We start from the raw sequence: 23461 nt of genomic DNA, 5'->3' as shown, positions 1-23461 counted from the left end.
ACCGGCTGGACGGCCGGTCCGATTAAGGCCGAGCGGGTCGTATCACCCGGCCATAGCTGAATAGAGCGATGGCCGACGGAGAACACGCACTGGTCGATACGAAGGGGAAGTTCGTTCAGGTCGTCAAAGACGGGCGCAAGCGCAACGACATCGAGTGGCTACCCGGTCGCATCCTCCTGTCGAACAAGCGCCTCGTGCTCGCGACCAACGACGGCAAGCGGACCATCCCGCTCTCGAAACTCACCAGCGTCACCGCCAGCCAGATGAACCAGTCGCTGGCACAGGTCGACAGCTACGTCAAGCTACAGGCGGGCCGGGACGTCACGCTCGTCTCGGCGACGGCCGAGGAGTTCCAGGAGGAACTGTACCGGGCGCTGTTAGACCAGATCGTCGTCCTCGTCAAACACCCCGCCGTCGAGGGCGGTGTCGTACAGGACACCGGGTGGGAGAAAGCCCGCCTGAAACTCGACGACGAGAACGAGGACACGCTCAACCTCGCCATCGCCAGTGGCACCTTCGTCGAACTGGACATCGACGACGTCGGCACCGTCGAGGCCAAGCAAAAGGAGATTCGCGGCGCCGAACGCCCCCTGCTGGAGGTCGAACACACCATCGACGGCACCAGCGTCGAGACGCACATCTCCGGCGGACGACGGCACGTCTCGCTCATCGAGGGGCTGGTCCGACAGGGCGAGCAGCGAAACGCCGCCGACGACGTCGACCTCGAACCCGAGGAGACGCAGGTGCTGATGGCGCTTTACTCCGGCATCTCGCCGTTCAAGATTCCCGACTTCGTCGGCATGGACGTCGAGGAGGTAGAGGACGTCTACGACCGACTCATCGAGGCCGACATCCTCGAACCGGTCCGAACCCGCCGCGAAATCGAGTTGGAAGCGCGCGGGCGGTCTATCGCCGGGGACGCCATCGCCGACCAGTAGTCAGGGCGGCGGCGAACTGCCCAGCAACCGCGCGTAGTGGACGGTTTCACTGACCGCCCGAGAGAGCGGCAACAGGAACTCGCCGCTGGTCGGGAACAGCGACAGACCCGCCACGAGGAGGTACACCGTCGTCGCGCCGGCGGCGACGCCGAGGGTACACGCGCCGATCCGGAACCCGACGTCCGTCAGCACCGCGGCGACGGTCCACACCGCGAGGCCGACGGCGACGGTCAGCGCGACGAGCGCGAACAGTTGGACGGCCTCGGAGAGCACCAATCGACCGACGGCGATGGCGGCGAGGGACGCGGGCGTGCCGAGGATGACGGTGGCGGCGTAGGCGAACGTCAGCGTCCGACGCTCGGTGGCGACGACACGGCGAACCGTCGGCATGCGGACGAGCCAGTAGACGCCGAGGGCATACAGCGGGTGGAGGTACCGAACCGTGAACATGTGGTGTGACGGGAGCGTCTTGAGGTACAGTCCCACGAGCAAGAGCGCGTACAGGACGGTAAACGCGTCGAGGACGCGGGCGGGCGACCACTGTCGGGGTGACGGGAGCGGCCAGTCGGACCGAGCGATTCCGCGCCGTATCGCGAGTACCGGATAGCCGACCAGCACGCCCAGTAGCGGCATCGATGCCAGTACGCTCAGGTTGACCGCGGCGTCCTGCGTAGGCCGGAGGGACGGGACGTAACCGGTTCGGACGAACACCCGGAACAGGTGTTCAGGGTCAAACAGTAGGCGGTAGGAGTCGACGAACTGCGAGGTGATACGCGACAGCGGTGCGGGGAACAGCGACCCGCCCGTCGCGGTCCCGCCGCCACCGCTAGCGCCACTGCCCCCGCCACCGCCCCCGCCGGAACCGCCCGCCGACGTTGGCGCGTCGGCCTCGGACCGCAGCACGTCGCCGGTGTACTCTGAGAGCAATCGCGGCGGTTGCAGTGGGTTGCCGGAGACGACTGCGTTCGTCAGCAGGAACGGGAGCAACGAGAGCGCTAGCGCCGCGCCGACAGACAGGAGGGAACGGACCCCGTTCCACCGGGCTGTCGGCAGGTCGACGACGCCGACGGCGACGAGCAAGACGAACCCCTCTGGCGCGTGGACCCACGCCGTCGCGCCCACCCAGACGTACGTCAGCGCCCGGAATCGAGTCGCCGACCGACGAGTGTCGGCTTCGCGGCTCCGGTACAGCGTGTACATCGCACAGACGATCAGCAGCGCCGTCACGCTGTGGCGTTTCGGAATCGTCGCCCAGAACCCGACGGGCGTCGCGGCGATCGTCGCGACGGCCGCGGCCACGCCCAGACGGCGGTCGTACAGCCGAGTCACGAGACGGTAACAGACGACGGTCAGGAGGACCGCAGCCAGCGCCGTCGTCAGTTGCAGGGCCAGTAGCGGGAGCCACAACGTCGACAGCGGCGTCGTGAGGGCCAGCGACGCGACGAACAGCCCCGCGGCGGCGACGACGCCGCCGAGGCGGCCCGCGTCGGGGCGGCCGACCACCCGGCCGACGCCCACGCCTACACTGGCGACGGCGAGCGACCACAGGCCGACCAGCAACACGCGAACGTCGGCGACGAGCGAGAGCGCGCGCAGGACGACGTACCACACCGCCGAAACGAGGACGACGCCGTAGTTCCGACCGTAGACGCGACCGTCGACCAGATAGGTCCCCGGTGTCGCACCGGACGCGGGGCCGTAGACGGCCTCGGTGACGTGCAGGTGGCCGTCGGCGACGGCCAACAGCGCGTTTGCGAAGGTGTACTGGTCGTTCGAGAAGAACCCAAGGTGCCACGTCAGGCAGACCCAGACGAGCGACCCCATCGCCAGCGTCGCGCCGACTCGGTCGCCCAGCACGGCCCGCCAGAGCGCGTCCCGCAGTTCCGATACGTCGACCGTCTCGCCGGCCAGCAGGCGGTCGGCGACGCTCACGAGACGACCTCCAGCGTGACTCGCCGCTGGAGGACGGCGCGGTCACGCTCGCCGGACTGGACCCAGACGGCGACGATGGCGTCGTACTGTCGCCGGTCGACCCGGTCCGGACTGACGGTGACGGGACTCGGGCGCAACTGGAGACGGCCCTCACGGCCGGCGATCTCGTATCTGCTCGTCGCGGTCAGCCACACGCCGGGGACGTCGATAGTGTACCGGAGCACCGGCGTGCCGGTGACGCCGGAGACGGAGACGACGGCGGGCGGCGCGTCGATGTGGTAGCGCCCGCTCCCGAATCGCCCGCGTTCGAGCGTGAGACTGCCGTCGGGTATCGACTCGACGGTCACGCTCGCGTCGTCGGTGGTCGAGCGGGTCGACTCGCCCGCGACGCCGAGCGGTCCGACGGCGACGGCGGCGACCACGACGACCAGCGAAAACCCGACGAGCAGGCGCCGCTCCATGGATACCGGCGGTTGGCGAGCGCGGTATATGACTGTGGTGGGGCAGTTATCAGATCGGAGAAAACCGACTGGTCAGTCGGCGGACTCGGACCCGCCGTCGGTCATCGACGCCCTGCCGGTGTCGGCGAGGCGGTCGAAGTCGAACGTCGCGCCGGAGACGCGAGCAGCCACGAGAGCGGCGGCCGTCGAGACGAGGAAGGCGCCGGCGAACGAGGTGAGATACAGCGGGTCCGCCGCCGGAAGGAGGCCCCCGACGACGGGAATCGCCGTCGTCACGCCGCGCAGGTCCGGGAAGTACGCTAGACCGACGGCGAGGCCGGCGAGACTGCTGACGAGCGCACCGGGACCGGTCAGCCCCCGGGAGTAGAGCCCATAGACGAGGGGGAAGGCGACGGCGGCCCCCAGCAGGTCCGCGAAGAAGAACAGGCGGAGGACGCTCCGAGCGCGCAGGCTGACGTAGATGGCGGCGACGGCGACGACGACGGTGAGCGCCCGAGCGCCGAGTCGGAGGGTGCGGTCGTCCGGGTCCGCGAGCAGTCGCGGGAGGTCAGCGGTGACGAGACTCGCAAGCGCCGAGAACAGCGAGTCGACGGAACTCACGACCAGTAAGAGCGCCAGCAGGACGACGGCCAGCAAGAGCCACTCGCCGAACGCGCTCTCGACGAGGACGAAGAAGGCCACGTCGGCGTTGTACGCCGAACTGGAGATGTCGGTGACGACGTCCGAATGCCCGGCGGCGACGACGCCGAGCAGTGCCGCGACGAAGACGGTAGCGCCGTTGAGGACGGTGGCGTTACGGAAGCCGCGAGCGACCGTCTCGCTGTCGCGCCCGGCGTAGATGCGCTGCCACCACGTCTGGTTGATGAGTTCCGCGCCGAGGATGGCGAAGGCGAGGCCGAGTCCGAACTGGAGGCCGGGGAGGAAGCCGACGTCTACGAGCGCGGGGTTCGTCGCGGCGACGCCGGAGTACACCGCACTGGGGCCGCCCAGCGAGAGGACGACGCCACCGGCGACGAGTGCGAGAAGCGGCAGAACGAGGACGGCCTGTACCGTGTCCGTGACGATGGTCGCCCGGAGACCGCCATACCCCGTATAGAGGAGAACGAACCCACCGACGAGGACGGCCGTCTGCCACTGCGGGACGCCAGCGACCAGCGAGAGCGCCCCGGCGATGCCGGTGAGTTCCGCGGCGACGAAGACGAACATGTACAGCGCGCTGATGAGGACGACGAAGCCGTACATCGCCGACCCGTAGCGGGCGTGGGCGTACTCGGTGAGCGAGTGGCCCTCGGGGAGGAGTTCGCGGATTCGGGGGCCGAGTTTCGAGTACGCCAGCATCGGGAGGGCCTCACCGATAGCGTACCCGACGACGGCGGCGACGCCGAAGCCAGCACCGGCCTCGGGCGCGGCGAGCAGAATCCAGACGCCCATCACCGACGCGACGAGCGTCGCCGTCGTCCGTCCCTCGCCGACGGAGTTGCGGGCGGTGAGGAAGTCGTCGGCCGAGCGGTCCTGCCCGCGGGTGAACCAGACGCCCAACCCGGCGAAGGCGGCCAGCGTGACGACGGTCAGTCCCAGCGCGACGGCGGTGGTCACCACGAGCGGTCATCTCCGTCGGTCGCCGTGCCAGCATCGTCGGCCCCGTACGCGGCATCGAAGAACGCGACTTCGAGGTCGACGGTCCGACAGAACAGGTCGGCGAGGCGGGCCTGACGGCGCTCGCTCGCGGCCGCACCGGCACGGTCCAGTTCCGTCCGAAGCCACTCGACGAACGACTCGAAGGCCGGGACGGCGTGGAGGTCGACCCACTCGGCGAGGTAGAACCGCTCCGGTCGGTCGGCGTCGCCCTCGGCGGTCGCCCACGCGAGGTACACCCACTCCGCGGGGACGAGGACGGCCAGCGTCTCGGCGTACCCGCCCTCGCGCGAGGCCCGAAGGAGCAGGTCCCGGAACGCCGCCGTCGTCTCGGTCAGTGCCGGGTCCTCGTAGGTCGACTCGGGTACGCCGAGGGCGTCGAACGACCGCTCGAAGTAGTCGTTCTCGTCGTCCGTGAGCGTCCCGAGGAAATCGACCAGTCGGGACTTGGCGGCCATCGACGGCGCGTCGCCGACCGAATGCCCGAACGTCCCGACGAGCGTCTCCAGAAAGGCGTAGTCCTGCACCAGATACCGCCGGAAGACGGCGTCGTCGAGCGTGTCGGCGTGGAGTTCGCGGGTGAACCGGTTGTCGGTGGCGGCGTCCCACGACGGCCCCGCCTGTGCCCGAAGCCACTCGGTGAACCGGGGGTCCTCGCGGCCCTCGGCGTAGGCGGCGTAGGTGTCCGGCACCGCCGACGAGTCGCCCGTCACACCGACCACGTCTCCTCTCGCCACGCGGCGTCCCAGAAGCGGTACTCGTACCGCGCCGACGTCTCGAAGATGTCTCGGTAGCGCTCGCGTTCGGCCGCGGTGGCGTCGGCGGCCACGTCGTCCATCAGGTCCTTGCACCACTCGGCGAGGTCGGTGAACTCCTCGCCGGCGTACATCTCGATCCACGCGGCGTACTGCTCGTGGTCTGGTCGGCCCCGTTCGTCCAGTCGCCGGGCCGTCTCGTTGAACCCCCACATACAGGGCAGCAGCGCGGCCACGAGGTCGCCGAACGTCCCGGTGGCGGCGATTCGCACGAGAAAGTCAGTGTATGCCCGCGTCGTCGGTGACGGGTCGGTGGCTTCGAGGGCGGCCTCGCTGATGCCGAACTCGGCGGCGTATTCCCGGTGGAGGTCCATCTCCGTGTTGATGGTCGTATCGAGAAGCGTAGCGAACGTACCCATCCGGGCGAGGTCCGGGGCGTTGGCGGCTCCCAGCGCGAACACCCGCGCGTACTCCACGAGGTAGACGTAGTCCTGTCGCACCCAGTAGCGAAACGGGGCCTCGTCTAAGGTCCCCTCCCCCAGCTGTTCGACCATCGGGTGGTCGACGACGGCGTCCCAAATCGGATCGCCCACGTCGGCCAGCTCGTCGGTGAAGCTCATAGACGTGCATCGTCGACCCACGGTGATATAACTTCCCGATACAATCCAGTTATAGGCCGCAGCGCCGTCGATGTCGAACTGTTAAGCCGTGGGTCGTCCAACCCCGTGGTATGTCGCTCCGGTTGCCGAGCGAAATCGTCGTCGAGGACGTGTTGCCGACGCTCCGGGTACTGCTCGCCCGCGAACTCGCAGACCACGGGCTGACCCAGCAGGAGATAGCGGCACACCTCGGCGTGACGCAGGCGGCCGTCTCGACGTACGTAAGCGGCGACCCGAGCGTCGAGGCACGGATCGCCGACCACCCGCGAACCGCGGCGACCGTCGAGCGAGTCGCCGACGGACTGGCAAACGACGAGATGGACGCCTACGACGCGCTCGCGGCCGTCTTGGAACTCGTCCGTGCGTTCGAGGACCGCGGCCCCATCTGTGAACTCCACGAGGAAGCGATGCCGGGCCTCGAAGGACTGGGGTGTGACCTCTGTGTCCGCGGCGTCAACCCGGAACTCCGGACCGAGCGCGCAGTACTCGACAGCGTCCGGGAGGCCAGTCGCGTCCTCGCGACGACGCCGGGCCTCGCCGCGTTCGTCCCGAACGTCGGCACGAACGTCGGCACGGCGCTCCCGGACGCCGAGAGTCGGTCGGACGTGGCCGCGGTGCCCGGCCGCATCTACGTGATGGACAACAGCATCGAAGTCCCCGCGAACCCGGAGTTCGGCGCCTCCGCTCACGTCGCGACGACGATTCTCGCGGCGATGACCGTCGACCCCGACCGCCGCGGCGCGCTGAACCTCGCTACCGACGACGCCTTCCTCGCGGCCGCCCGGGACCGCGGCCTCGACACCATGGAGTTCGACGCCGGCTACGAGAACCGCGGCGACCGCCTCAGCGAACAGTTCGAGGAACGCGGGAGCGTCCCCGACATCGTCTTCCACCGCGGCGCGTTCGGTATCGAACCGATCACGTACGTCCTCTCGGAGACGGGTGCCGATGCGGCGCGACTGGTCGCAGAGTTGGTCGCGGCGACGGAGTCCTAGGCGTCGTCGAGAGTGGGCACGATGCGGTGGCCGGGAGCGCGTTCTGTCGCGCGACCCGGGGACAGGCAGGCCTGCCTGTGAAACAGACCGCGCCTCCGGCGCGGTTTCACCGGACGCGAACAGCGTGAGTGGCCGGCGGTTTTCCCAAGTTTTTGCAACGGGTGGTTCCCGCAGCGCCTCCGGCGCGAGGACACCCCTCGCAGTAAAAAGTGGGAGCTTAGACGTTGACGTCCTCTAAGAACCGGCTCGCCACGACCTGTCCCTTCGGGGTGAGCGTCGGGCCGTCCGACCCGTCCTGAATGAGGCCGTCGGCTTCGAGGTCCTGTAGGAGCATCGACACCGCCGCCGAGTCCTTCCCGAGGATGCCCGCCAGCGGCATCCCCTCCATGTCGCCGGTCGAGTACATCGCGACCAGTACCTCCTTTTTGTCCTTCGTGAGGTCGACGTTCTGTAGCTCCTCCATGAGGCCGGAGTACTCCCGGCGGAGGTATCGACCGAGGATGGACATCTTTCGGGAGGAGGCCAGCGCCGCGAGCGTCGTCACCGCGGTGCCGTTCTGCATGTGTCTGACGACCAGCACTGGCCGGGTCCCGCCGGCTATCTCCCGGCTCGTACGGTCGAAGTCGGAGACGGTCTCGAGGTCGATGGCGAAGGTGTCGTCGCCGCGGCGGAACTCGACGGACCCGGGCGTGAGAAAGAGGCGGGCCGACTGGAACTCGTCGTCGGTGACGCGACCACCGACGCGGGCGCGCTCTTTGACCGTCGTCTCGGTGCCGTTGATGATGGCCTTAAACAGGAGCGTCCCGAACTTCTCGATCTTCTCGTCGTCGGCCTCGATGGCGGCGACGAGTCGACGACCGCCCTTCTCGAAGGCGATGGTCACCGTCGAGTCGAAGAAGTCCCCGAGGTCGGGCGGCACCTGCCCGATGGCGATGTCGAAGATGGCATCGAGGGGAATCGTCAGTTTGTCGTCCTCGCTGGCGGCGAGAACGAGGCGTTTCTGCGAGAGGACCACGCGGCCCTTGACAGGATCACCACGGCTGGCCACCTCCGAGTTGAACTGGCCGACGAAATCCGCGATGACTGATTCCGACATGTCGCTCGTGGTACCGGTTACAGCCGCCGGTCTATTGAGCGTTTCGCGCCAGTATCAGTCGGGAAAACCGGGGCCGACGCGGTCATCCGTCGAGGTCCCGTGCGATGTCGGACAGCGAGGAGTCCGGGGAGTCGGTCGCAGTGTAGACGACGCGAGTCCCCGGCGTTCGGAGGCCGTACTGGTGACCGGCAGTGACGACGTCTAAGTGAGCCGACCCGCCCAGCGAGACGCTACCGTCGGCGATCCACTCGGCGAGGCGGTTCTCGCCCTCGTGGTCGCGTGCGACGCGCCGGTTGTCGGCGACGTGCGTGACGACGACGTCGCCCTCGATGCTCGTCTCGATAGCCGCGTGGTAGGTGTCGCCGTCCAGCGCCATCCCGACGACGTCGCCCTCCTGCAGGTCGACGGCGTCCGGGAGTACGACTCGCGGGCGGTCGGTGCGCCCGATGGACTCGACGGGGACGCGGTGTGTCTCGACGGCGTCGTGGTCGCTCGGAACGCGCTCGCTCACTCGTCGTCGGCACCGAGCAGATCGTCGACCGGTTCGCTGCCGCGGCCGACGATTGTGGCGTTGATCTGGCGCGTCTCGTCGCTGACTTCGCGTCCGCGGATGGTGATGCGCTTTCGCTCGCCGTCGGTGGTCGGTTCGAAGCCGATACCGCCGTCGGACATGATAGACTTCGTCTGGGTGCCGCGGACGTCGGGTCGCATCGGTCGGCCGGCGGTGTCGGAGCCACCGGTGAGTTCGAGCGTGTAGCCGTCGAGGCCGACGGCACCGGCGTCGACCTCGTCGCCGAGTTCGCGGCCGATGAAGCGGTTTGCGTCCTGTCCGTCGACGTCGATCTGGTACGTGTGGCCGCTCTCCGGGTCGGAGACAGCGACAGTGAATTCAGCCATACCTATTTCGTATCTATCGCGCTTCAAAAGCGCATCGAAGCGTCCCGGCCAGCACCTCGTGACGGTCCACCACGGTCTGTCGGAGGCCGACTGCGACGGCGAGACACTAACTGGTTAGGTACTACTGGCTCCACCACCCGGTGTGTCGGTAGGAGTATGAGCAAGACGACGAGGGCGGCGGAGCGGGTCGGTGACGGCGAGTCGGTACGGGACCTCGGCGACGCCATGGGGACGCTGAGCGGGTCGATGGGCGACTTCAGCGACGAACTGACGTCGCTCCAGCGGGCCGTGACGGACCTGCAGGACTCGGCCCGGCGAGCGAGCGAGCACCAACGGGCAGTGTCGGCGTCGCTACACCGCGCCGCCGACAGTTTGGCGGGCGAACCGTCGGCGGACGAACAACGTGCCAGTCGAGTGAGCGATAAGTCGACGGCCGCGAAGACGTCGATGGTCGCCGACGACTAGCGTTTCTCGGCGTCGACGATGGTACTGACGCGGGCGTTCGCCTTGAGGCGGAGTCCGGCACCGCCGACCGACAGCGGGATCCTTGGCAGTTCGTCGACGTGGAGCGTCGGGTGGGTCGCGCCGCGTTCGAGGAGTTCGGTCCGTGGCTGGACGGTCACCGTCGTCTCACCGGTCAGGGACTCGTTGAACTCGACGAGGTACTGCCCGGCCCGGAGCGTCCACCAGTCGTAGTCGTCCTCGGGGTCGCGCTTCGCGCTGGCGTGGGGCGCGGTCCCGGCCGGTTCGAGTTCGCCGCCGCCGAAGTCGATGCGACCGGGGTCGACCACCTCGTACACCTCGGCGACGGTCAAGTCGAAGCCGGGACTGTCCGTCTGTGTCTGTTCGTGGACGGCGTCGGTGACGTACTCGCTGAGGTCGGCCATACGTGGACGTGTCGGCCCGGCGGCGCAAAACTATGGGGGCGGACCGACACCGAACAGTCAGGTGATATCGATACGCCGGCCCTCCCGTTCCCGGTCGTCGAGAGGGAGCGTGACTTCCAACACACCGTCCTCGATGGTCGCCGTGATGTCGGCCTCGCGAATCGACCGCGGGAGACCAATCGACCGGTGGAACACCCGCGAGCGCTCGCCCGGGTCGTGGCGTTCGGCCTCGACGTGGAGGTGCCGGTCGTGCCACCGCAGGTCGACGTCCTCGCGGTCGAACCCCGACAGTTCGACGAGGACGACGAACGCATCGTCCTCGCGGTACAGTTCGACGCCTTTGGCGGGATGGTGCGTCACCATACGTGTTACTTCGGCAACTAGATGGAAAAAGGGCACAGGCGGTTCCCAGCAGGGGAGACGGCTTCGGGCGGCCCGAGCGCTGGCTGGGAGAACGCCGTGCTTTTGCGTTCCGAACGACTCGGAGCCAGTATGAGCAAGCACACGGAGTTTCTGGCGGGCGAGCGGCCCGACGACGTCCTCTTTTTCCTCCACGAGGACGCCGTCTCGAACCCCGGCGCGCTGGCGGAGTACGCCGACGCCGTCGACGACGGTCACGTCCTCGTCCTCCCCGGCGACGACGGGCGCAGCGCCTTCCAGTCGGCCACCGGCATCGATCCGATGGGGCTCGCACAGGAGGCGATGGGCACCGACGGGACGGTTCGGGACGACCTGACCGGCGCGGTCTGTCCGGTCGAGGAGGAGGAACCCGAGGAGAACCACACCACGCGGTTCGTCTTCGCCTTCGCGGAGGCCCAGAACGAGGAGGTCGGTGGCCTCTACGCCGACGGCGACGTGATTCACGCCTACGCCGTCTGTGCCTGCGGCGAGCGGTACAGCGACAAGTGGGTCGTCGACGAGTAGCGGTGTCGCACATCGGGTCGAGACACTGCGCATGGACGTCCGCCACGAGTCCACCGACGCCACGCCACTCGTTCTGAGCGCCTCGTCGGTCCCGCCGCCGGACGGCCGATTACAGGCGGAACGGTTCGGCGACGCGCGCGACCAGCGCCCGCAGTAGCCCCGTGAGTACGCCGCCGTCGTGGACGTACGGCGACCCGACCTCCTCGCGGGTGACGCCGTGGCGGAGGTGTTGGACACCGTCGACGAGAAACCACCCACCGAGGAGCGCACCCGCCGCGGGCGTCCACCACGGGGCCGAGAGCGTCGTCACGTAGCCCGCCCCAACGAGGACGAGACCGCCGAATAAGACGTGGTCGGCGTAGTCGCCGGCGATGGCTTCGACACCGTCGGTCACGAGTTGCAACAGAACGAACAGCGCGGCTACCGCCACGGCGAACGACGGCGTCTCACCGAGGACGAACAGCGTGCCGCCGACGGCGACGCCTCTGAGAAGTTCCCCAGCCAGCGTCGCGCGGTCGGGCCACCACGTAGGGAGGGCGGAGGGCATCGCGCTGGTCGGAGCATCCGCCGGCGGCCACATCAGCGTTCCGGCGCTCGCGTTCGAGCGCGCCCGTCGGCGTCTACTCGGCTGCCGCTACCGCTCGGTGTCGACGCCTTCGTCCTCCTCTTCCGGCAACCGCTTGAACGCGTCCACGATGGCCTGTTTCGCCACCGCGCCGTGGGTCGTCCGAGTCCACCTTTTTCTTCGTCGGGTGGTCTCGCTCCGCTCGACCACCACTCCTCGAAAAACGTGGGCGAAAAAGACCTCGCTCCGCTCGCGTCCGGTCTACCGCTCGGTGTCGACGCCTTCGTCCTCCTCTTCCGGCAACCGCTTGAACGCGTCCACGATCGCCTGTTTCGCCACCGCGCCGTGGGTCGTCCAGTGGTGGGCGTAGTCCATCATGTCGTCGTAGATGTCCGGCTTGCACCCCGCCGCCTTCGGGTGGCCGCCGCCGTTGACCTGTCGAGCCACCTCGTGGGCGCGCTCGAAGTTGTCGGTACCGCGGATGGACGCGGACCCGGCGGGTTTGACGATGACTGCGGCGTCGGCGCCCTGTTCGCGCAGGGCCTCTGCGACCTCGTTCTGCGAACAGCGACCGTAGGTGACGCCGACGGTCCACTCGCCGACCTCGCGCAGTTCCGCGCGGTCGACGGCCTTCTCGATGAGGGCCTCCTTCTCGACGCGCTTCTCGGCGAGGAACTCCTGAACCTCCGGGGAAAGATCGGGACCGTGTTCGGCGACGGCCTCGATGTACTCCTCGGGGTCCGACCAGTACGAGAAGTCCGCGAGGTCGTCGCTGCGCTCGTCGTCGCGAATCCAGAGGTCGTGGTCCCGCGTGACCGCCGCGAGGTCGGCCCAGCGCTCCTCGAAGTCGTAGTCCAGTTGTTCGAGCGCGACGTCGGCGGTACACACCTCGTCGCTCTCCCCGACGGTTCGCTCGACCCCCGCGTCGTCGACGATACCGCCGAGTTCGGCGTCCCACTGGTGGTGGTCGAACCACGCGACGCGTTCGACGCGGGCGACGAGGTTCGAGAGCGCGCCGAGGTCCGACTCGCTGTCGGGACAGAGGTCACAGACGAAGACGGTCGCCTCGGGTTCGGCGTACTCGGCGGTCCACGCCAGCGCCTCCTGCAGTTCGTGCGGGCCGGCGGGCAGCAGTGCGCCCTCACCGTGGGCTTCGCGAATCAACGCGGTGCAAGCCAGTCCGTCGGCGTCGGGGTCGGCGATGACCACCACGCCGGCGTCGGAAAGCGTCTCGGCGGCCTCGGCCTCGGCCTGCTCCTCTTCGTAGGAGTCCGGGATGAAAAAGCCCTCGCCGGGGAGGACAGACTTACGCTCGATAGAGAGACGGTCGTCGTCGATGAGCCAATCGTCCATGCCCGTTCATGCCGACCGTCAGCAATGAACCCCGCGGTCCGTCTCAGACCTGTTCGCGTTCGGGGTTGACCGCACCCTCTAGCTGGCGCACCGACAGCACCGGCATCGGGGCCTGTCGGACGATCTCCTCGGCGACGCTGCCGAGCAGGAAGCCGTGTTCGCCGTGCCGGCCCCGGGTTCCAGTGGCGACGACGTCGGCGTCGTGGTCGATTGCGTACTGGCAGATCTCGTCGGCGGGGTCGCCCTGCCGGACAGCGGTGACGATGTCGTCGCTGTCTGCCTCGGCGATGGCGGCCTCCCGGACGAACGAGAGCGCGCGCCCGCCGGTGGTCGCCAGCGCACGTTCCAGTTCGGTACGCACTTCCTCGGGCGTCGACTCGACTTCGCCGGAGTCGACGACGTACAGCGCGTGGACGGTCGCATCGAAGTGTGCGGCGAGGTCGAGGGCGGCTTCGACGGCCCGTTCTGCGCTGCCGGACCCGTCTGTCGCGATGACCACCGTGTCGAACATACCCCGGCCTACCGCGGGCACGACCAAAAAGCCGCCCCATCAGATCACAGTGCCCACTGCGGGATGAGGTGGCTTTTTGTCCGGGCCGGTCACAGAGACAGGTGATGGACATCGACCTCGTGCTCGTCCCAGTCGACGGCAGCGACCGGTCCGAGCGGGCGGCCGAGTACGCTATCGCCATCGCCGAGCGATACGACGCCGACCTCCACCTCCTGTTCGTTCTCGACGAGCGACTCCGACGGGACATCGACGATGGCCACGTCGACGCCGAGACCATCGCGGAGGAACACCGCGCGTTCACCGATCGGGTGCGCGAGCAGTTCCGAGGCTCCGGCCACGACGGCACCCTCGATACGTCGACGGCGACGGCGTTCTCGGAACACCGCCTGATGCAGACGCCGGGCAGCGTCGTCTTAGACGTCGCCGAGGACGTCGCGGCGGACTTCATCGTCATCCCGCGAGAGGGTGACAGCGAAGAGCCCGTCGGCCGCGCGGCGCTGTACGTCTTAGAGTACGCGAGCCAGCCAGTCCTCTCGGTTTAGAGCCGTATCGCCATCTCTATCTCGAAGCTCTCGGCGTTGCTCGTCTCGAACCCGACCTTCCGGTAGAGGCTGGCGGCGGCGTCGTTCCACCGTTCGACCGTGAGCCACACCTTCTCGATGCCCGCCCGCTGGCCCTGTCCCAGTAGCGTCTCGACGAGGGCAGTGCCGATGCCGGCCCCCTGAAACGACTGGAGGACGAAGATAGCGAGTTCGTGTTCGCCGTGTCGGTCCGGCACGAGCGTCGCGTGACCGACGACGTCGCCGTCGTACCGGGCGACGACGTTGACACAGTCGCCGTCCAGAATCGTGTCCAACCAGTTGCGGATGCCCTCCTCCTTGGCAGGCGGGATACCCTGTGCCCGGTCGGCCGGGTCGAAGTCGACGTACATCGCGACGATGGCCTCGCGGTCGGCCTCGTCGGCGGGGACTAATTCGACTTCGCGACCCTCCTTGTCGGTGACCGTCCGGGGCGGCGCGGGGAACTCGCCGGCCGGTTCGTCGGGGTAGGTCCGGCTCATCGGATGAGCGTGACCGGCGTCTGTGCGTTCAACAGGACGAACTCGACGACGGAGCCGAGTTGAATCTTCCCCAGCGTGGAGCGCTCACCGCCGCCCAGTACGATGCGGTCGAACCCTTCGCTCTCGGCGATGTCGACCAGTTCGCTCCCGGGCGACTCGCCGCCGATGGTTCGTATCGACGCCTCGAAGTTGGTCTCCGAGAGCGTCGACTCGACGCGTTCTCTGACCGCCTCCGCGTCTGTATCTGCCTCCTCGTTGTCGAAGATGGCGATAGTGAGGTCGTCGTCCGTCTCCTGTGCGCGTGCTATCGTCTCGTCCAGTGCGTGGTAGGACAACTGGCTGCCCCCGACGCCGAGCAGGATGTGCATACGCGGTCACTCGGTCGGCATCGCTCAAAAAGCCACCTGACGAGCGAGACGGAGCGGTCGGGGGCGATACGCTTTTTCGGCGCGGGCACACACAGACGGCCATGACACCGCCGGACAGCGACGAGGAGCCGACACGGGTGGTCACGCCACACGAACCAGACGATGCGCCCGACGACGACAGCGAGGAGTCGGTCGCCGAGGACGCCGCAGACGGTGGCGTCACGCCGGCCAGCGACGTGCCCGAGGACGTCCGGAAGTACGAGCGCTTTACGAAGATAGAGGGTGGCACCTACGACCGGGCCAACGAGTTCCTGCGCGAGCGGACGTACGTCACTGCCCGCGAGTGGGCTATCGCTCGCCTGTGTGCGGACTTCCGGACCGAGACCGGCGTCGAGATGACGAAGATAGGGGAGAACCTCCCCGAACTCGTCCCGTTCATGACCGATACGTACACGCCACAGGCTGTCAATCAGGCCCGAGCGTCTTTCGAGGAGAAGGTCCGCAAGGCCGGCGCGACGTTCCTCTACGGTGCGATGTCTGACTTCTTCACCGCCGAGGAACTAGACGACGTGATGTACGAGTCAACCGAGGTGGCGAAGTTCCTGCTGGAAGTCGAGGGCGTCGACCTCGCCGTCGAGGAGGAGATGGAAGCAGAGGACCGCATCTCCTCGGTCATGCGCGAGGTGCGCGAGCACTCGGCGGCGCTCCGACACGACGAGGTCTGCTGTCCGGAGTGCGGCCACGAGTTCGACGTCGACGAGTGAGTCGGCGGCGGTCCTCGGCACCGTTTTCTGTCGGTCGCCCGAACGCTGCGGCGATGGACCCTCGCAGGAAAGTCCTCCTCACCGACGGGGCCCTCGCCGTTCTGGCGCTCGCGCAGGTATGGCTCACCCTCGGCGAAGGCGTCTCGCCGCCGCTCGCGGCGCTGTTCACGGCGACGACCGTCCTCGCCTACTACGTCGACGAACACGGCGTGCTGGACCGGCTACCGGGAACGCGACTGCACCAGACCGTCGCGCTCGTCGCGGTGGCCGGGACCGGCATCGTTGCGCTCGGTCTCGGTCTCGGACCCGACGCTGTGGAGACGGTGCTGTTGGCGTCGCTGACCGGTCTCGGCGGCGGCATCCTCCTGTATCGGTGTTACTTCGGTCTCGTCCGCCCGGTCCCGGAGACGAGGCTGCGACGGGCGAGCGAGCGGCAAGTCTAGCTCACACCGAGGACCTTCCCGCACTTCTTACACCGGTAGACGTCGCGGATGTCGACGCCGATCTGGATGCGTGGCGGCCCCTCGTCCTCGTCTACGAGCGTCACTTCGTCGACCTCCTCGTGTTCGAGGTCGTCGGCGGTTTCGAGTTCCGCGCCGCAGTTCTCACAGCGTGGCATACGTCTCTATCACCGGACTGACCTAAGACCACAACGCGATTATGTGTTGTGTTCACACACCCTGAATGAGCGGCGGGATCACTCCAGCACTTCGCCGTCGGCGTCGCGGACGTTCTCGCCCTGGTGACGGTAGAAGACGTCCTCATCGGAGTCCCGCTCGTACACCATCGTCCCACGGACCATCGTCCACTCGGGGAAGACGGCCTCGAACCCCTCGAACGGCGTCCAGCCACAGTCGGTGTGGAGGTCCCCGGCACGAATCTCGGTCGTCTCGGTGGTGTCGACCAGCACGAGGTCGGCGTCCTTGCCGGGTTCGATACGCCCCTTCTGGGGCACGTCGAACACGTCGGCGGGGTTCGCGGCGGTGAGGTCACGGACGCGCTCGTAGGTCAGGCCGGTGTCGGGGTCCCGGGCCTCCGCTAGCAGGAGCGGCAGGACCGTCTCGACACCCGGCACGCCGGAGGGGGCGTCCCAGATACTCGCGTCTTTCTCCTCGCGGGTGTGGGGCGCGTGGTCGGTCGCGATCATGTCGACGGTGCCGTCGACGACGCGGTCGTACACCTCGCGACGGCGCTTCTCGCGGCGAAGCGGGGGGTTCATCCGGCCGAACGTGCCCAACTCGCCGAGGTCCTTCCGCGAGAGCAGGAGGTGGTGTGGCGTCACCTCCGTCGTCATCCCGGCGTCGGCGGCGATGTCGATGCCCTCCGGCGTCGAGGTGTGAGCGATGTGGATGCGGGCGCCCATCCGCTCGGCGGCCTCGCAGGCCCGCGTTACGGCCGCTGCCTCGGCCTCGGCGGTGCGGTAGGCGCTCCACGCGTCGGCGTCGTCGCGGGCGCGGGCGTCGTCGTTGAAGCGGTCGGCGTCCTCGGCGTGAACCGTGACGGTGACGCCCTCCTCGGTCGCCAGTTCCAGCGCCGCTTCGAAGAGAGCCGTCTCGATACCCATATCGCCCGTCGAGTCCGCGAGGAACACCTCACCCAGCGCGAACAGGCGCCGGCGCAGGAGGACGTTCGGAATCCAGTCGGCCGTGACACCGCCGTTGATTCCCCAGTCGATTATCGAGTCGGCGGCGAACTCGGCTTTCTGGTCGAACGCTTCGCCGTCGATGGTCGGCGGGTCGGTGTTGGGCTGGTCGACGACGGTGGTGACCCCGCCTGCGGCGGCGGCGCGCGACCCACTCTCCCACGTCTCCTTGTGTGGGTAGCCGGGCTGGCGGAAGTGGACGTGGACGTCCATCATACCGGGAAACAGTCGCTTGCCCGTCGCCTCGATAGTTCCCTCGTCGTCGGGTTCGAGGTCGCGGCCGACCTCGGCGATGGTCTCACCACGCACCCGGACGTCCCGTTGCCGGCCGTCCGCGAGCGTCGCGTTGCGGATGAGCATACCGTCTGTCGTCCGGGCGCACCCCTAAGTGTCTCGGATGTGGTTCCGGGGGGCGACCCCCCGTCTCACTGGACAGTCCGCCGCTCGGAGACCGAACGCTCCCCGACGAGGGCGCGTTCGAGCGCGTCCACGACCTCTGCCGGGTCGCCGCGGCCGCCGGCACGCGACACGCTCCCCACCGAGTCGGGGTCGAACGGGACGCCGAGCGCGTCGTACACCGGGTCGAGCACTGCCGCGATGGCTTCGTGGTCGCTGACGACGACGATGCCGGCGGTGAGTGCGACGTGCTGTCGAACACGCTGGGCGAGGCCCGCCACCTTGCCGTCGGCCTGCAACGAGTGAGTTCCCGGACAGAAGGAGTCGGGTGGTTCGCCCTCGACGGCGTCGACGCCGACGGTCGCGAGGCCGCGCCGGACCGCCGCCGAGACGCGGTCGTAGCGCCCGCCGATATCTCCCCGGGAATCGGCGACCGGTTCCGCGAGGGCGAAGGCGACGGTGGACCCGGTGTAGGCGACGGCCCGCCCGCCGACGGCCCGTTCGAGGACGGGGTAGCCCCGGGATTCGGCGGCCTCTTGAGCGCGGTCGTACCCCTCGACGCGGCGGTCACGGCGGCCAAAGGCCACCTGTCGGTGTGGCGTCCAGACGCGAAGCGCAGGCGTGCCGTCGTCGGCGACGCCGGAGACCATCGCTCGCGTGCGCTCGTAGTCGCGTTCGTGGTCGCTCGCTCGACCGCGGAGGAGTCGCATGGCGGTCGTAGGACAGCGACGGATTAAACGCTCTCGCAACCGGTGGCGAACAGGCGACACACGGCGGTCACGACGGGACGTGTCGCACACCCGCGGCCCCCGTCGCGGTGTCGGTCAGCGCACTCCCGATCGTGGCCCCGCCTTCGGACGTAAACCCTCGGACGATAGGCACATACCTCGGCGTGCCCAACTTCTCGCCGATGGCCGTCACCGTCCCGCGGGACGTACTCCACCGCTACTACCGATTCTCGCTGTACAACTCGCCGTTCGACGCCCACGACGACGGGTGTGCCATAGACCTCTACCCCGAGGGTGAGCGCGCACCGTCGCCCGTGGCCGGCGAGGTGCTCGATACGAAGGCGGTCCGTGCCCCGCCGAAGCCCTACGCCGCAGAACACGACCACCTGATTCTGATCGACACCGGAGAGTTCGTCGCCCGCCTCCTCCACGTCGACCCGAGCGTCGAACCGGGCGAGACGGTTGCCGTCGGGGACGACATCGGCGAACTGGTTCGGGCCGGGTTCTTCGCGCCGTGGGTCCCGAATCACGTCCATCTGGGCTTTCGGGACCACGACGCCGACCCCTATCGAGCGTCGGGGTCACTGCCCGTGGACGTGGGCGTCGACGTCGAACCGCTGGCGTGGGACGGCACCGGCACCGTCGTCGAGACGGGTGAGACGTGGGCGCGACTCGACAGCCCCGAACACCCCGCCCCCGGCGAACGCTTCGCGGGCGTGGCGAACGACCGGGGCGGCGTCCTCGACGGCGGCCTCCCGCACTACGAGTGGGGCGGGCTACTGGGTGACGACGGCCCGACGCGAGCGAGCGTCGCCGGCCAGCAGGTCGGCACCGCCGACGGTAGAACGGTGGCGTGGGATAGCGTGACCGTCTCCGCGAACGGCGACCCCGTGACGGGGCTGGCACTGTTCTGCTCGCGGGACGACGCCGGCGTGAAACTCGTCGGGGAGGGGGTCGATCTCTCGGTCGGCGACCGGGTCGACGTCACCGTCGAGCGACGCTAACTCAGGCGAACTCGACGGCGTCGCGCTCGGTGACCTCGCCGAACAGCCAGTCGGCGTGCTCTAAGGCGTACTCGCGGTGGTCTTCCTCGATGAAGCCGACGGCGTCCTCGGCGAGCACCGGGCGGTAGTCGCGCAGGCCCGCGCTGGCGGCCGTATGGAGGACACAGACGTTCGCCAGCGTCCCGCAGACGACGAGGTCTTTGACGCCGTGGGCGTCGAGCCACCCCTCCAGTTGCGTCCGGTAGAAGGCGTCGTAGGTGTGTTTCTCCACGACGAGGTCGTCCGCTCGCAGGTCGAGTTCCTCGACGAGTTCGGCCTCCCAGGTCCCCTCGACGACGTGTTCGCCCCACCGCTCGAACTCGTCGTAGTAGTGGGTCTCCTCGAACTGTCCGGGCGGGTGTACGTCGCGGGTGAAGACGACGCTCGCGCCGGCGTCGCGGGCCCGGTCGACGAGTTCGTTCACGGGGTCGATGGCCGCCGCGCTGTCCGGTGCGTAGAGGCTGCCGTCGGGGTGGCAAAAGCCGTTTTGCATGTCCACCACGACGACGGCCGTCTGGGTCGGGTCCAGTTGCATAGTCGACGGTTCGGCCGCGAGGCCTACGAACCTTACTCTGAGCGTGTGACTTTTCACCGCGCTCCCCCTCGATACGGTAGATGCGCCGCCAGTCTGTCGCCCTTCTGTGTGCCGTGACGCTCCTCCTCGCCGGGTGTCACGGGTTCGAGAGCAGCCTCGGCGCTCCCGAACAGCCGGCGACAGCGACGCCGACAGCGGACACGGTGTTCACGCTGGAACTCGTATCGAGCGGGAGCGGCGACAACGCCCACGCGAGCGAGACGGCCCGACCGGACCCCGAGACGGACGTCCGTGGCTGGGAGAACGGGGTCTGGCACAACGAGACGCTGGCGGTGACCAGCGAGGACGGCCTCAACGAGAGCGAACGCGCCGCCGTCGTCGCCCGGTCGATGGCCCGCGTCGAGTTCGTCCGCGAACTGGAGTTCGAGCGGACGGTGTCCGTCGAGGTCATCTCCCGTGAGGCGTACCGCAATCGGACCGGCGGGAGCGACCCCGGCGAGTCGCTCCGCCGGTTCGACAACGCGAAGTTCGAGGCGCTGTTCCTCGTCGGCGAGGGCCGGGACTCTATCGCGGTCCAGCGGAGCGAACTCGGCGAGAGCGTGCTGGGGTACTACAGTCCCAGTCGCGAGGCCATCGTCCTCGTCTCCGACGCGGAGACGCCGACCGTCTCGGAGTCGACGCTTGCACACGAACTCGTCCACGCCCTGCAGGACCAGCAGTTCGGTCTCGACGGCGACGCCCGGACCCGCGATGCCGTACAGGGGTACAACGGCCTCGTCGAGGGCGACGCGGCGGCGACGACCGATAGCTACACCGCTCGCTGTGGCGTCCAGTGGGAGTGTCTGTCGAGCGAACCCGGTGCAAGCGGCGGCGGCGACCGGCACTTCGGACTTGGCTTTCTCCTGTATTTCCCGTACAGCGACGGCACTGGGCTGGTCGACGACCGCCGGGAGCGCGGTGGCTGGGCGGCGGTGAACGACGCGTACGGCGAGGCGCCCGACGGCGCTCGCGAGGTCATGGCCCCCGACGAGTACCCCGACTGGGAGCCACGCGACGTGCAACTGGCCGACCGGTCGACCGACGAGTGGGAGCGAGTCAGGCCTTCGGGCCGCCCGGACTACGCCGTCGTCGGCCCCTCGGCCATCGCCGCGACGATGGCCTACACGCTCGCCGACGACTACAACGAGTCGGCCGTCGTCGCCCCCGACGAGGTGTTCAACTACGACGGGCGGTCACTCGACAGTGCCGACCCGTACGACTACGCCCTCCCCGCGACGACCGGATGGTCGGGCGGCCGGATGCACGTCTACACGAACGGCACGGAGACGGCCTACACCTGGCGTACCGTCTGGTCGACCGAGCGCGACGCCGAGGCGTTCGCCCGGGCGTGGGCAGCCGTCCTCAGCCACTGGGGCGGGACACGGACTGCCGACGGAACGTGGGTGCTGGCCGAGTCGAGTCCGTTCGCCGACGCCGTCGCCGTCCACGTCTCCGGCGACACGGTCACCGTCGTCAACGCGCCGACCGAGCGCGAACTGAACGAGGTCTACGATGCGTAAGGAACTACTACTCGCACTGACTGTCGTCCTCGCTGGCTGTACCGTCCCCGCCTTCGGCGGCAACGACCACCCCGACGCCCCGAACGGCGAGGACAGCATCGGTTGGGAGAACGGGTACTGGTACGACGACCCCGTCGACGTGACGACCGACGACGGCCTCAACGAGAGCGAACGCGAGGCCGTCACCGCCCGGACGATGGCCCGCGTAGAGCGGATTCGGGACCGCGAGTTCACCGAGACGGTCCCCGTCGAGGTCGTCTCGCGGGCCGAGTACCGCAACCGTTCGCGGGGCAACGGCAGCGGTGCCGGCCCGCCCGAGGACCCGTGGAACGATCAAGTGTGGGAGTCGCTGTTGCTCATCGGCGAGGACTCGGGGAGCAGCGAGACCATCGACGACACGCTCTCGACCTCCGTGCAGGGCTTCTACTCGCCGAGTCGTGACGAGATAGTCATCGTCAGCCCCACCGAGACGCCCCACATCGACCGGCGGACGCTGGCACACGAACTCGTCCACGCCCTGCAGGACCAGCAGTTCGGACTGAACGGGTCCGCCGAGACCCAAGACCAGCAGCTAGCCCGCGACGGCCTCATCGAGGGCGAGGCGAACTACGTCCAGGCACTGTATCAGCGACAGTGTGAGGGCGACTGGAACTGTATCACCCGCCCCGACCGGAACAGTGGCGGTGGCGGTGGCGGCCCGCAGAACCCCGGATTGTTCACGGTCATCTACCAGCCCTACGCGACGGGACCGTTCTTCATCGACGCCATCTACGACGACGGCGGGTGGGACGCCGTCGACGCCATCTACGACGAGTACCCGGAGAGCACCGAACAGGTCATCCACCCGAAGAAGTACCCCGACGAGGAGCCCGAGAACGTCACCGTCCCGGACCGCTCGAACGGCGAGTGGAACCGGTTCGACCACGACCCGGTGGCCGACACCGTCGGCGAGGCCTCTATCTTCGCGACGATGTACCACAACAACCAGACCGACGCCAACCGCTACCGCTACCAGAGCGAACCGTCGGCGGGGTGGGCCGGTGACAGCGTCGTCCCCTACCACAACGGGTCGGGTGCCGGCGGCTACGTCTGGGTGAGCACGTGGGACTCCGAAAAGGACGCCCGCCAGTTCGCACAGGCCTATCGGGCCGCGCTGGTCGAGGAACACGGCGCGACCCAGCCACGGGCGAACGTCTACGTCGTCCCCGACCCAAGTCCCTTCGCGGACGCCTTCCGAATCAGCCGGTCTGGCGATACCGTCCGCATCGTCAACGGGCCGACCGTCGACGACCTCGCGGACATCCATCGGCCGCGCGGATGAGCGGACGACGAATCCCGCGACGACGAGTATCGCGAAGGTCGGCGACCCACGCTGCCTGTCCCGCTCGGCCCGTCAGCGGGGCTGTGTCGTCCGGGCCGTAGTAGACAGTGACCGAGTCGCCAGCGTGGTATCTGGTCCAGCGTGCACGCAGCGCGACGGCGTCACCGATGCTATCAGTTAGCTGATTGCACAGATTCATATAGATCGAATTACATCTATAGTGTAGATGCAACCGACGATGTCCGCATCAGCGACGGACCGAGACGAAGCGTCGTACGCCTGCCCCCTCTGTGACCACTCCGGGGAGACGGCAACGGACGTCTACGTCCACCTGCAGGTCTCACACCGCAAGAGCGAGATAAGCGAGGCGCTCATCGAGGCGATTACCGACGACCGTACTCGGTCCGAACTCGCCGAACAGTAGTCGAACGGCGCTG

31 protein-coding genes are annotated in these 23461 nt (G+C 68.3%); 11 read left to right on the top strand and 20 right to left on the bottom strand.

Going from position 1 to position 23461, the window contains the following annotated elements; all coding sequences use genetic code 11:
- Positions 1-68 precede the first annotated feature (68 nt).
- Entirely contained in the window at positions 69-938 is an 870-nt protein-coding gene (locus NDI85_RS15840) for a CheF family chemotaxis protein (protein ID WP_188999831.1), read from the top strand.
- Here NDI85_RS15840 and NDI85_RS15835 read toward each other — a convergent pair whose 3' ends face one another.
- The 5 genes from NDI85_RS15835 to tenA all read right to left on the bottom strand — a co-directional run bounded on the left by NDI85_RS15835 (position 939) and on the right by tenA (position 6341).
- On the bottom strand, positions 939-2870 hold the full coding sequence (locus NDI85_RS15835; protein WP_310916323.1) for a hypothetical protein: 1932 nt from the start codon (positions 2868-2870) through the stop codon (positions 939-941).
- Positions 2867-3331, bottom strand: a complete 465-nt coding sequence (locus NDI85_RS15830) for a hypothetical protein (RefSeq protein ID WP_188999837.1) — start codon at positions 3329-3331, stop codon at positions 2867-2869. The genes NDI85_RS15835 and NDI85_RS15830 overlap by 4 nt, the downstream gene beginning before the upstream one ends.
- A 72-nt stretch (positions 3332-3403) precedes the next feature.
- A complete protein-coding gene (locus tag NDI85_RS15825) occupies positions 3404-4930 on the bottom strand; it encodes a sodium:solute symporter family transporter (protein WP_310916322.1) in 1527 nt (508 codons plus the stop codon).
- Complete coding sequence (locus NDI85_RS15820) at positions 4924-5679, bottom strand: TenA family protein (protein WP_310916321.1); 756 nt, start codon at positions 5677-5679, stop codon at positions 4924-4926. The genes NDI85_RS15825 and NDI85_RS15820 overlap by 7 nt, the downstream gene beginning before the upstream one ends.
- A complete protein-coding gene (tenA, locus tag NDI85_RS15815; RefSeq protein ID WP_310916320.1) occupies positions 5676-6341 on the bottom strand; it encodes a thiaminase II in 666 nt (221 codons plus the stop codon). The genes NDI85_RS15820 and tenA overlap by 4 nt, the downstream gene beginning before the upstream one ends.
- A gap of 110 nt (positions 6342-6451) precedes the next feature.
- On the opposite strand from tenA, the gene NDI85_RS15810 reads away from it, so the two are divergent.
- Complete coding sequence (locus NDI85_RS15810; protein WP_188999861.1) at positions 6452-7375, top strand: thiamine-phosphate synthase family protein; 924 nt, start codon at positions 6452-6454, stop codon at positions 7373-7375.
- Between the two features lie 217 nt (positions 7376-7592).
- On the opposite strand, the gene NDI85_RS15805 is transcribed toward NDI85_RS15810, so the two are convergent.
- From NDI85_RS15805 to NDI85_RS15795, 3 genes are all read right to left on the bottom strand, one after another.
- Entirely contained in the window at positions 7593-8471 is an 879-nt protein-coding gene (locus NDI85_RS15805; protein WP_188999864.1) for a CheF family chemotaxis protein, read from the bottom strand.
- Positions 8472-8553: 82 nt separating this feature from the next.
- A complete protein-coding gene (locus NDI85_RS15800; RefSeq protein WP_166967839.1) occupies positions 8554-8982 on the bottom strand; it encodes a hypothetical protein in 429 nt (142 codons plus the stop codon).
- Entirely contained in the window at positions 8979-9368 is a 390-nt protein-coding gene (locus tag NDI85_RS15795; protein WP_188999867.1) for a 30S ribosomal protein S6e, read from the bottom strand. The genes NDI85_RS15800 and NDI85_RS15795 overlap by 4 nt, the downstream gene beginning before the upstream one ends.
- A gap of 156 nt (positions 9369-9524) precedes the next feature.
- On the opposite strand from NDI85_RS15795, the gene NDI85_RS15790 reads away from it, so the two are divergent.
- Positions 9525-9833, top strand: coding sequence for a hypothetical protein (locus tag NDI85_RS15790; RefSeq protein WP_310916319.1), 309 nt, complete (start codon positions 9525-9527; stop codon positions 9831-9833).
- On the opposite strand, the gene NDI85_RS15785 is transcribed toward NDI85_RS15790, so the two are convergent.
- Both NDI85_RS15785 and NDI85_RS15780 read right to left on the bottom strand, forming a co-directional pair.
- Complete coding sequence (locus NDI85_RS15785) at positions 9830-10255, bottom strand: dCTP deaminase (RefSeq protein WP_310916318.1); 426 nt, start codon at positions 10253-10255, stop codon at positions 9830-9832. The genes NDI85_RS15790 and NDI85_RS15785 overlap by 4 nt on opposite strands.
- A 57-nt stretch (positions 10256-10312) precedes the next feature.
- Entirely contained in the window at positions 10313-10618 is a 306-nt protein-coding gene (locus tag NDI85_RS15780) for an Hsp20/alpha crystallin family protein (protein WP_188999876.1), read from the bottom strand.
- A gap of 129 nt (positions 10619-10747) precedes the next feature.
- Here NDI85_RS15780 and NDI85_RS15775 point away from each other — a divergent pair, with 129 nt between their 5' ends.
- Positions 10748-11179 (top strand): DUF5807 family protein, encoded by a 432-nt coding sequence (locus NDI85_RS15775; RefSeq protein WP_188999879.1) that lies wholly within the window; start codon positions 10748-10750, stop codon positions 11177-11179.
- Between the two features lie 109 nt (positions 11180-11288).
- On the opposite strand, the gene NDI85_RS15770 is transcribed toward NDI85_RS15775, so the two are convergent.
- The 4 genes from NDI85_RS15770 to NDI85_RS15755 form a co-directional block, all read right to left on the bottom strand.
- Complete coding sequence (locus tag NDI85_RS15770) at positions 11289-11726, bottom strand: hypothetical protein (RefSeq protein WP_310916317.1); 438 nt, start codon at positions 11724-11726, stop codon at positions 11289-11291.
- Positions 11727-11813: 87 nt separating this feature from the next.
- On the bottom strand, positions 11814-11954 hold the full coding sequence (locus tag NDI85_RS15765) for a hypothetical protein (RefSeq protein WP_166967831.1): 141 nt from the start codon (positions 11952-11954) through the stop codon (positions 11814-11816).
- Between the two features lie 51 nt (positions 11955-12005).
- Positions 12006-13097: a DHH family phosphoesterase gene (locus NDI85_RS15760; RefSeq protein WP_188999885.1), complete on the bottom strand. Its 1092-nt coding sequence runs from the start codon at positions 13095-13097 to the stop codon at positions 12006-12008.
- Positions 13098-13140: 43 nt separating this feature from the next.
- Complete coding sequence (locus tag NDI85_RS15755) at positions 13141-13608, bottom strand: universal stress protein (RefSeq protein ID WP_166967828.1); 468 nt, start codon at positions 13606-13608, stop codon at positions 13141-13143.
- 104 nt (positions 13609-13712) lie between these two features.
- Here NDI85_RS15755 and NDI85_RS15750 point away from each other — a divergent pair, with 104 nt between their 5' ends.
- Positions 13713-14150 carry a universal stress protein gene (locus NDI85_RS15750; protein ID WP_166967827.1) on the top strand — a complete coding sequence of 146 codons (438 nt, stop codon included), beginning with the start codon at positions 13713-13715 and terminating at the stop codon, positions 14148-14150.
- Here the strand turns inward: NDI85_RS15750 and NDI85_RS15745 are convergent.
- On the bottom strand, positions 14147-14668 hold the full coding sequence (locus NDI85_RS15745) for a GNAT family N-acetyltransferase (RefSeq protein ID WP_310916316.1): 522 nt from the start codon (positions 14666-14668) through the stop codon (positions 14147-14149). The two genes, NDI85_RS15750 and NDI85_RS15745, sit on opposite strands and share 4 nt — an antisense overlap.
- Positions 14665-15036, bottom strand: a complete 372-nt coding sequence (locus NDI85_RS15740) for a universal stress protein (RefSeq protein ID WP_188999897.1) — start codon at positions 15034-15036, stop codon at positions 14665-14667. Before NDI85_RS15740 ends, NDI85_RS15745 begins: the two co-directional genes overlap by 4 nt.
- Positions 15037-15137: 101 nt before the next feature.
- Between NDI85_RS15740 and NDI85_RS15735 the strand changes: the two genes are divergently transcribed.
- Both NDI85_RS15735 and NDI85_RS15730 read left to right on the top strand, forming a co-directional pair.
- Complete coding sequence (locus NDI85_RS15735; RefSeq protein ID WP_310916315.1) at positions 15138-15800, top strand: DUF5806 family protein; 663 nt, start codon at positions 15138-15140, stop codon at positions 15798-15800.
- Between the two features lie 53 nt (positions 15801-15853).
- Positions 15854-16243, top strand: a complete 390-nt coding sequence (locus NDI85_RS15730) for a hypothetical protein (protein ID WP_188999900.1) — start codon at positions 15854-15856, stop codon at positions 16241-16243.
- On the opposite strand, the gene NDI85_RS15725 is transcribed toward NDI85_RS15730, so the two are convergent.
- The 3 genes from NDI85_RS15725 to NDI85_RS15715 all read right to left on the bottom strand — a co-directional run bounded on the left by NDI85_RS15725 (position 16240) and on the right by NDI85_RS15715 (position 18548).
- Positions 16240-16419 (bottom strand): hypothetical protein, encoded by a 180-nt coding sequence (locus tag NDI85_RS15725; RefSeq protein WP_310916314.1) that lies wholly within the window; start codon positions 16417-16419, stop codon positions 16240-16242. The genes NDI85_RS15730 and NDI85_RS15725 overlap by 4 nt on opposite strands.
- A gap of 78 nt (positions 16420-16497) precedes the next feature.
- Positions 16498-17802 carry a dihydroorotase gene (locus NDI85_RS15720; protein ID WP_310916313.1) on the bottom strand — a complete coding sequence of 435 codons (1305 nt, stop codon included), beginning with the start codon at positions 17800-17802 and terminating at the stop codon, positions 16498-16500.
- Positions 17803-17867: 65 nt separating this feature from the next.
- Positions 17868-18548 carry a lipoate--protein ligase family protein gene (locus tag NDI85_RS15715; RefSeq protein WP_188999910.1) on the bottom strand — a complete coding sequence of 227 codons (681 nt, stop codon included), beginning with the start codon at positions 18546-18548 and terminating at the stop codon, positions 17868-17870.
- A gap of 200 nt (positions 18549-18748) precedes the next feature.
- Between NDI85_RS15715 and NDI85_RS15710 the strand changes: the two genes are divergently transcribed.
- Complete coding sequence (locus tag NDI85_RS15710; protein ID WP_188999913.1) at positions 18749-19570, top strand: hypothetical protein; 822 nt, start codon at positions 18749-18751, stop codon at positions 19568-19570.
- A gap of 1 nt (position 19571) precedes the next feature.
- Here NDI85_RS15710 and NDI85_RS15705 read toward each other — a convergent pair whose 3' ends face one another.
- The gene (locus NDI85_RS15705) at positions 19572-20144 is read right to left on the bottom strand and encodes a cysteine hydrolase family protein (RefSeq protein WP_188999916.1); all 573 of its coding nucleotides are present in this window, start codon (positions 20142-20144) and stop codon (positions 19572-19574) included.
- Positions 20145-20224: 80 nt separating this feature from the next.
- Here NDI85_RS15705 and NDI85_RS15700 point away from each other — a divergent pair, with 80 nt between their 5' ends.
- The 3 genes from NDI85_RS15700 to NDI85_RS15690 all read left to right on the top strand — a co-directional run bounded on the left by NDI85_RS15700 (position 20225) and on the right by NDI85_RS15690 (position 23448).
- Positions 20225-21703, top strand: coding sequence for an Hvo_1808 family surface protein (locus tag NDI85_RS15700; protein ID WP_310916312.1), 1479 nt, complete (start codon positions 20225-20227; stop codon positions 21701-21703).
- A complete protein-coding gene (locus tag NDI85_RS15695) occupies positions 21696-23024 on the top strand; it encodes an Hvo_1808 family surface protein (RefSeq protein WP_188999922.1) in 1329 nt (442 codons plus the stop codon). The genes NDI85_RS15700 and NDI85_RS15695 overlap by 8 nt, the downstream gene beginning before the upstream one ends.
- A 238-nt stretch (positions 23025-23262) precedes the next feature.
- Positions 23263-23448 carry a hypothetical protein gene (locus NDI85_RS15690; RefSeq protein WP_189000426.1) on the top strand — a complete coding sequence of 62 codons (186 nt, stop codon included), beginning with the start codon at positions 23263-23265 and terminating at the stop codon, positions 23446-23448.
- Positions 23449-23461: the final 13 nt, after the last annotated feature.

The organism is Haloarcula sp. S1AR25-4 (genome assembly GCF_031624555.1).
Lineage (GTDB): Archaea > Halobacteriota > Halobacteria > Halobacteriales > Haloarculaceae > Haloarcula > Haloarcula pellucida.
The sequence above is the reverse complement of the archived record's forward strand: the minus strand, read 5'-3'. Positions and strand labels throughout refer to the sequence as shown.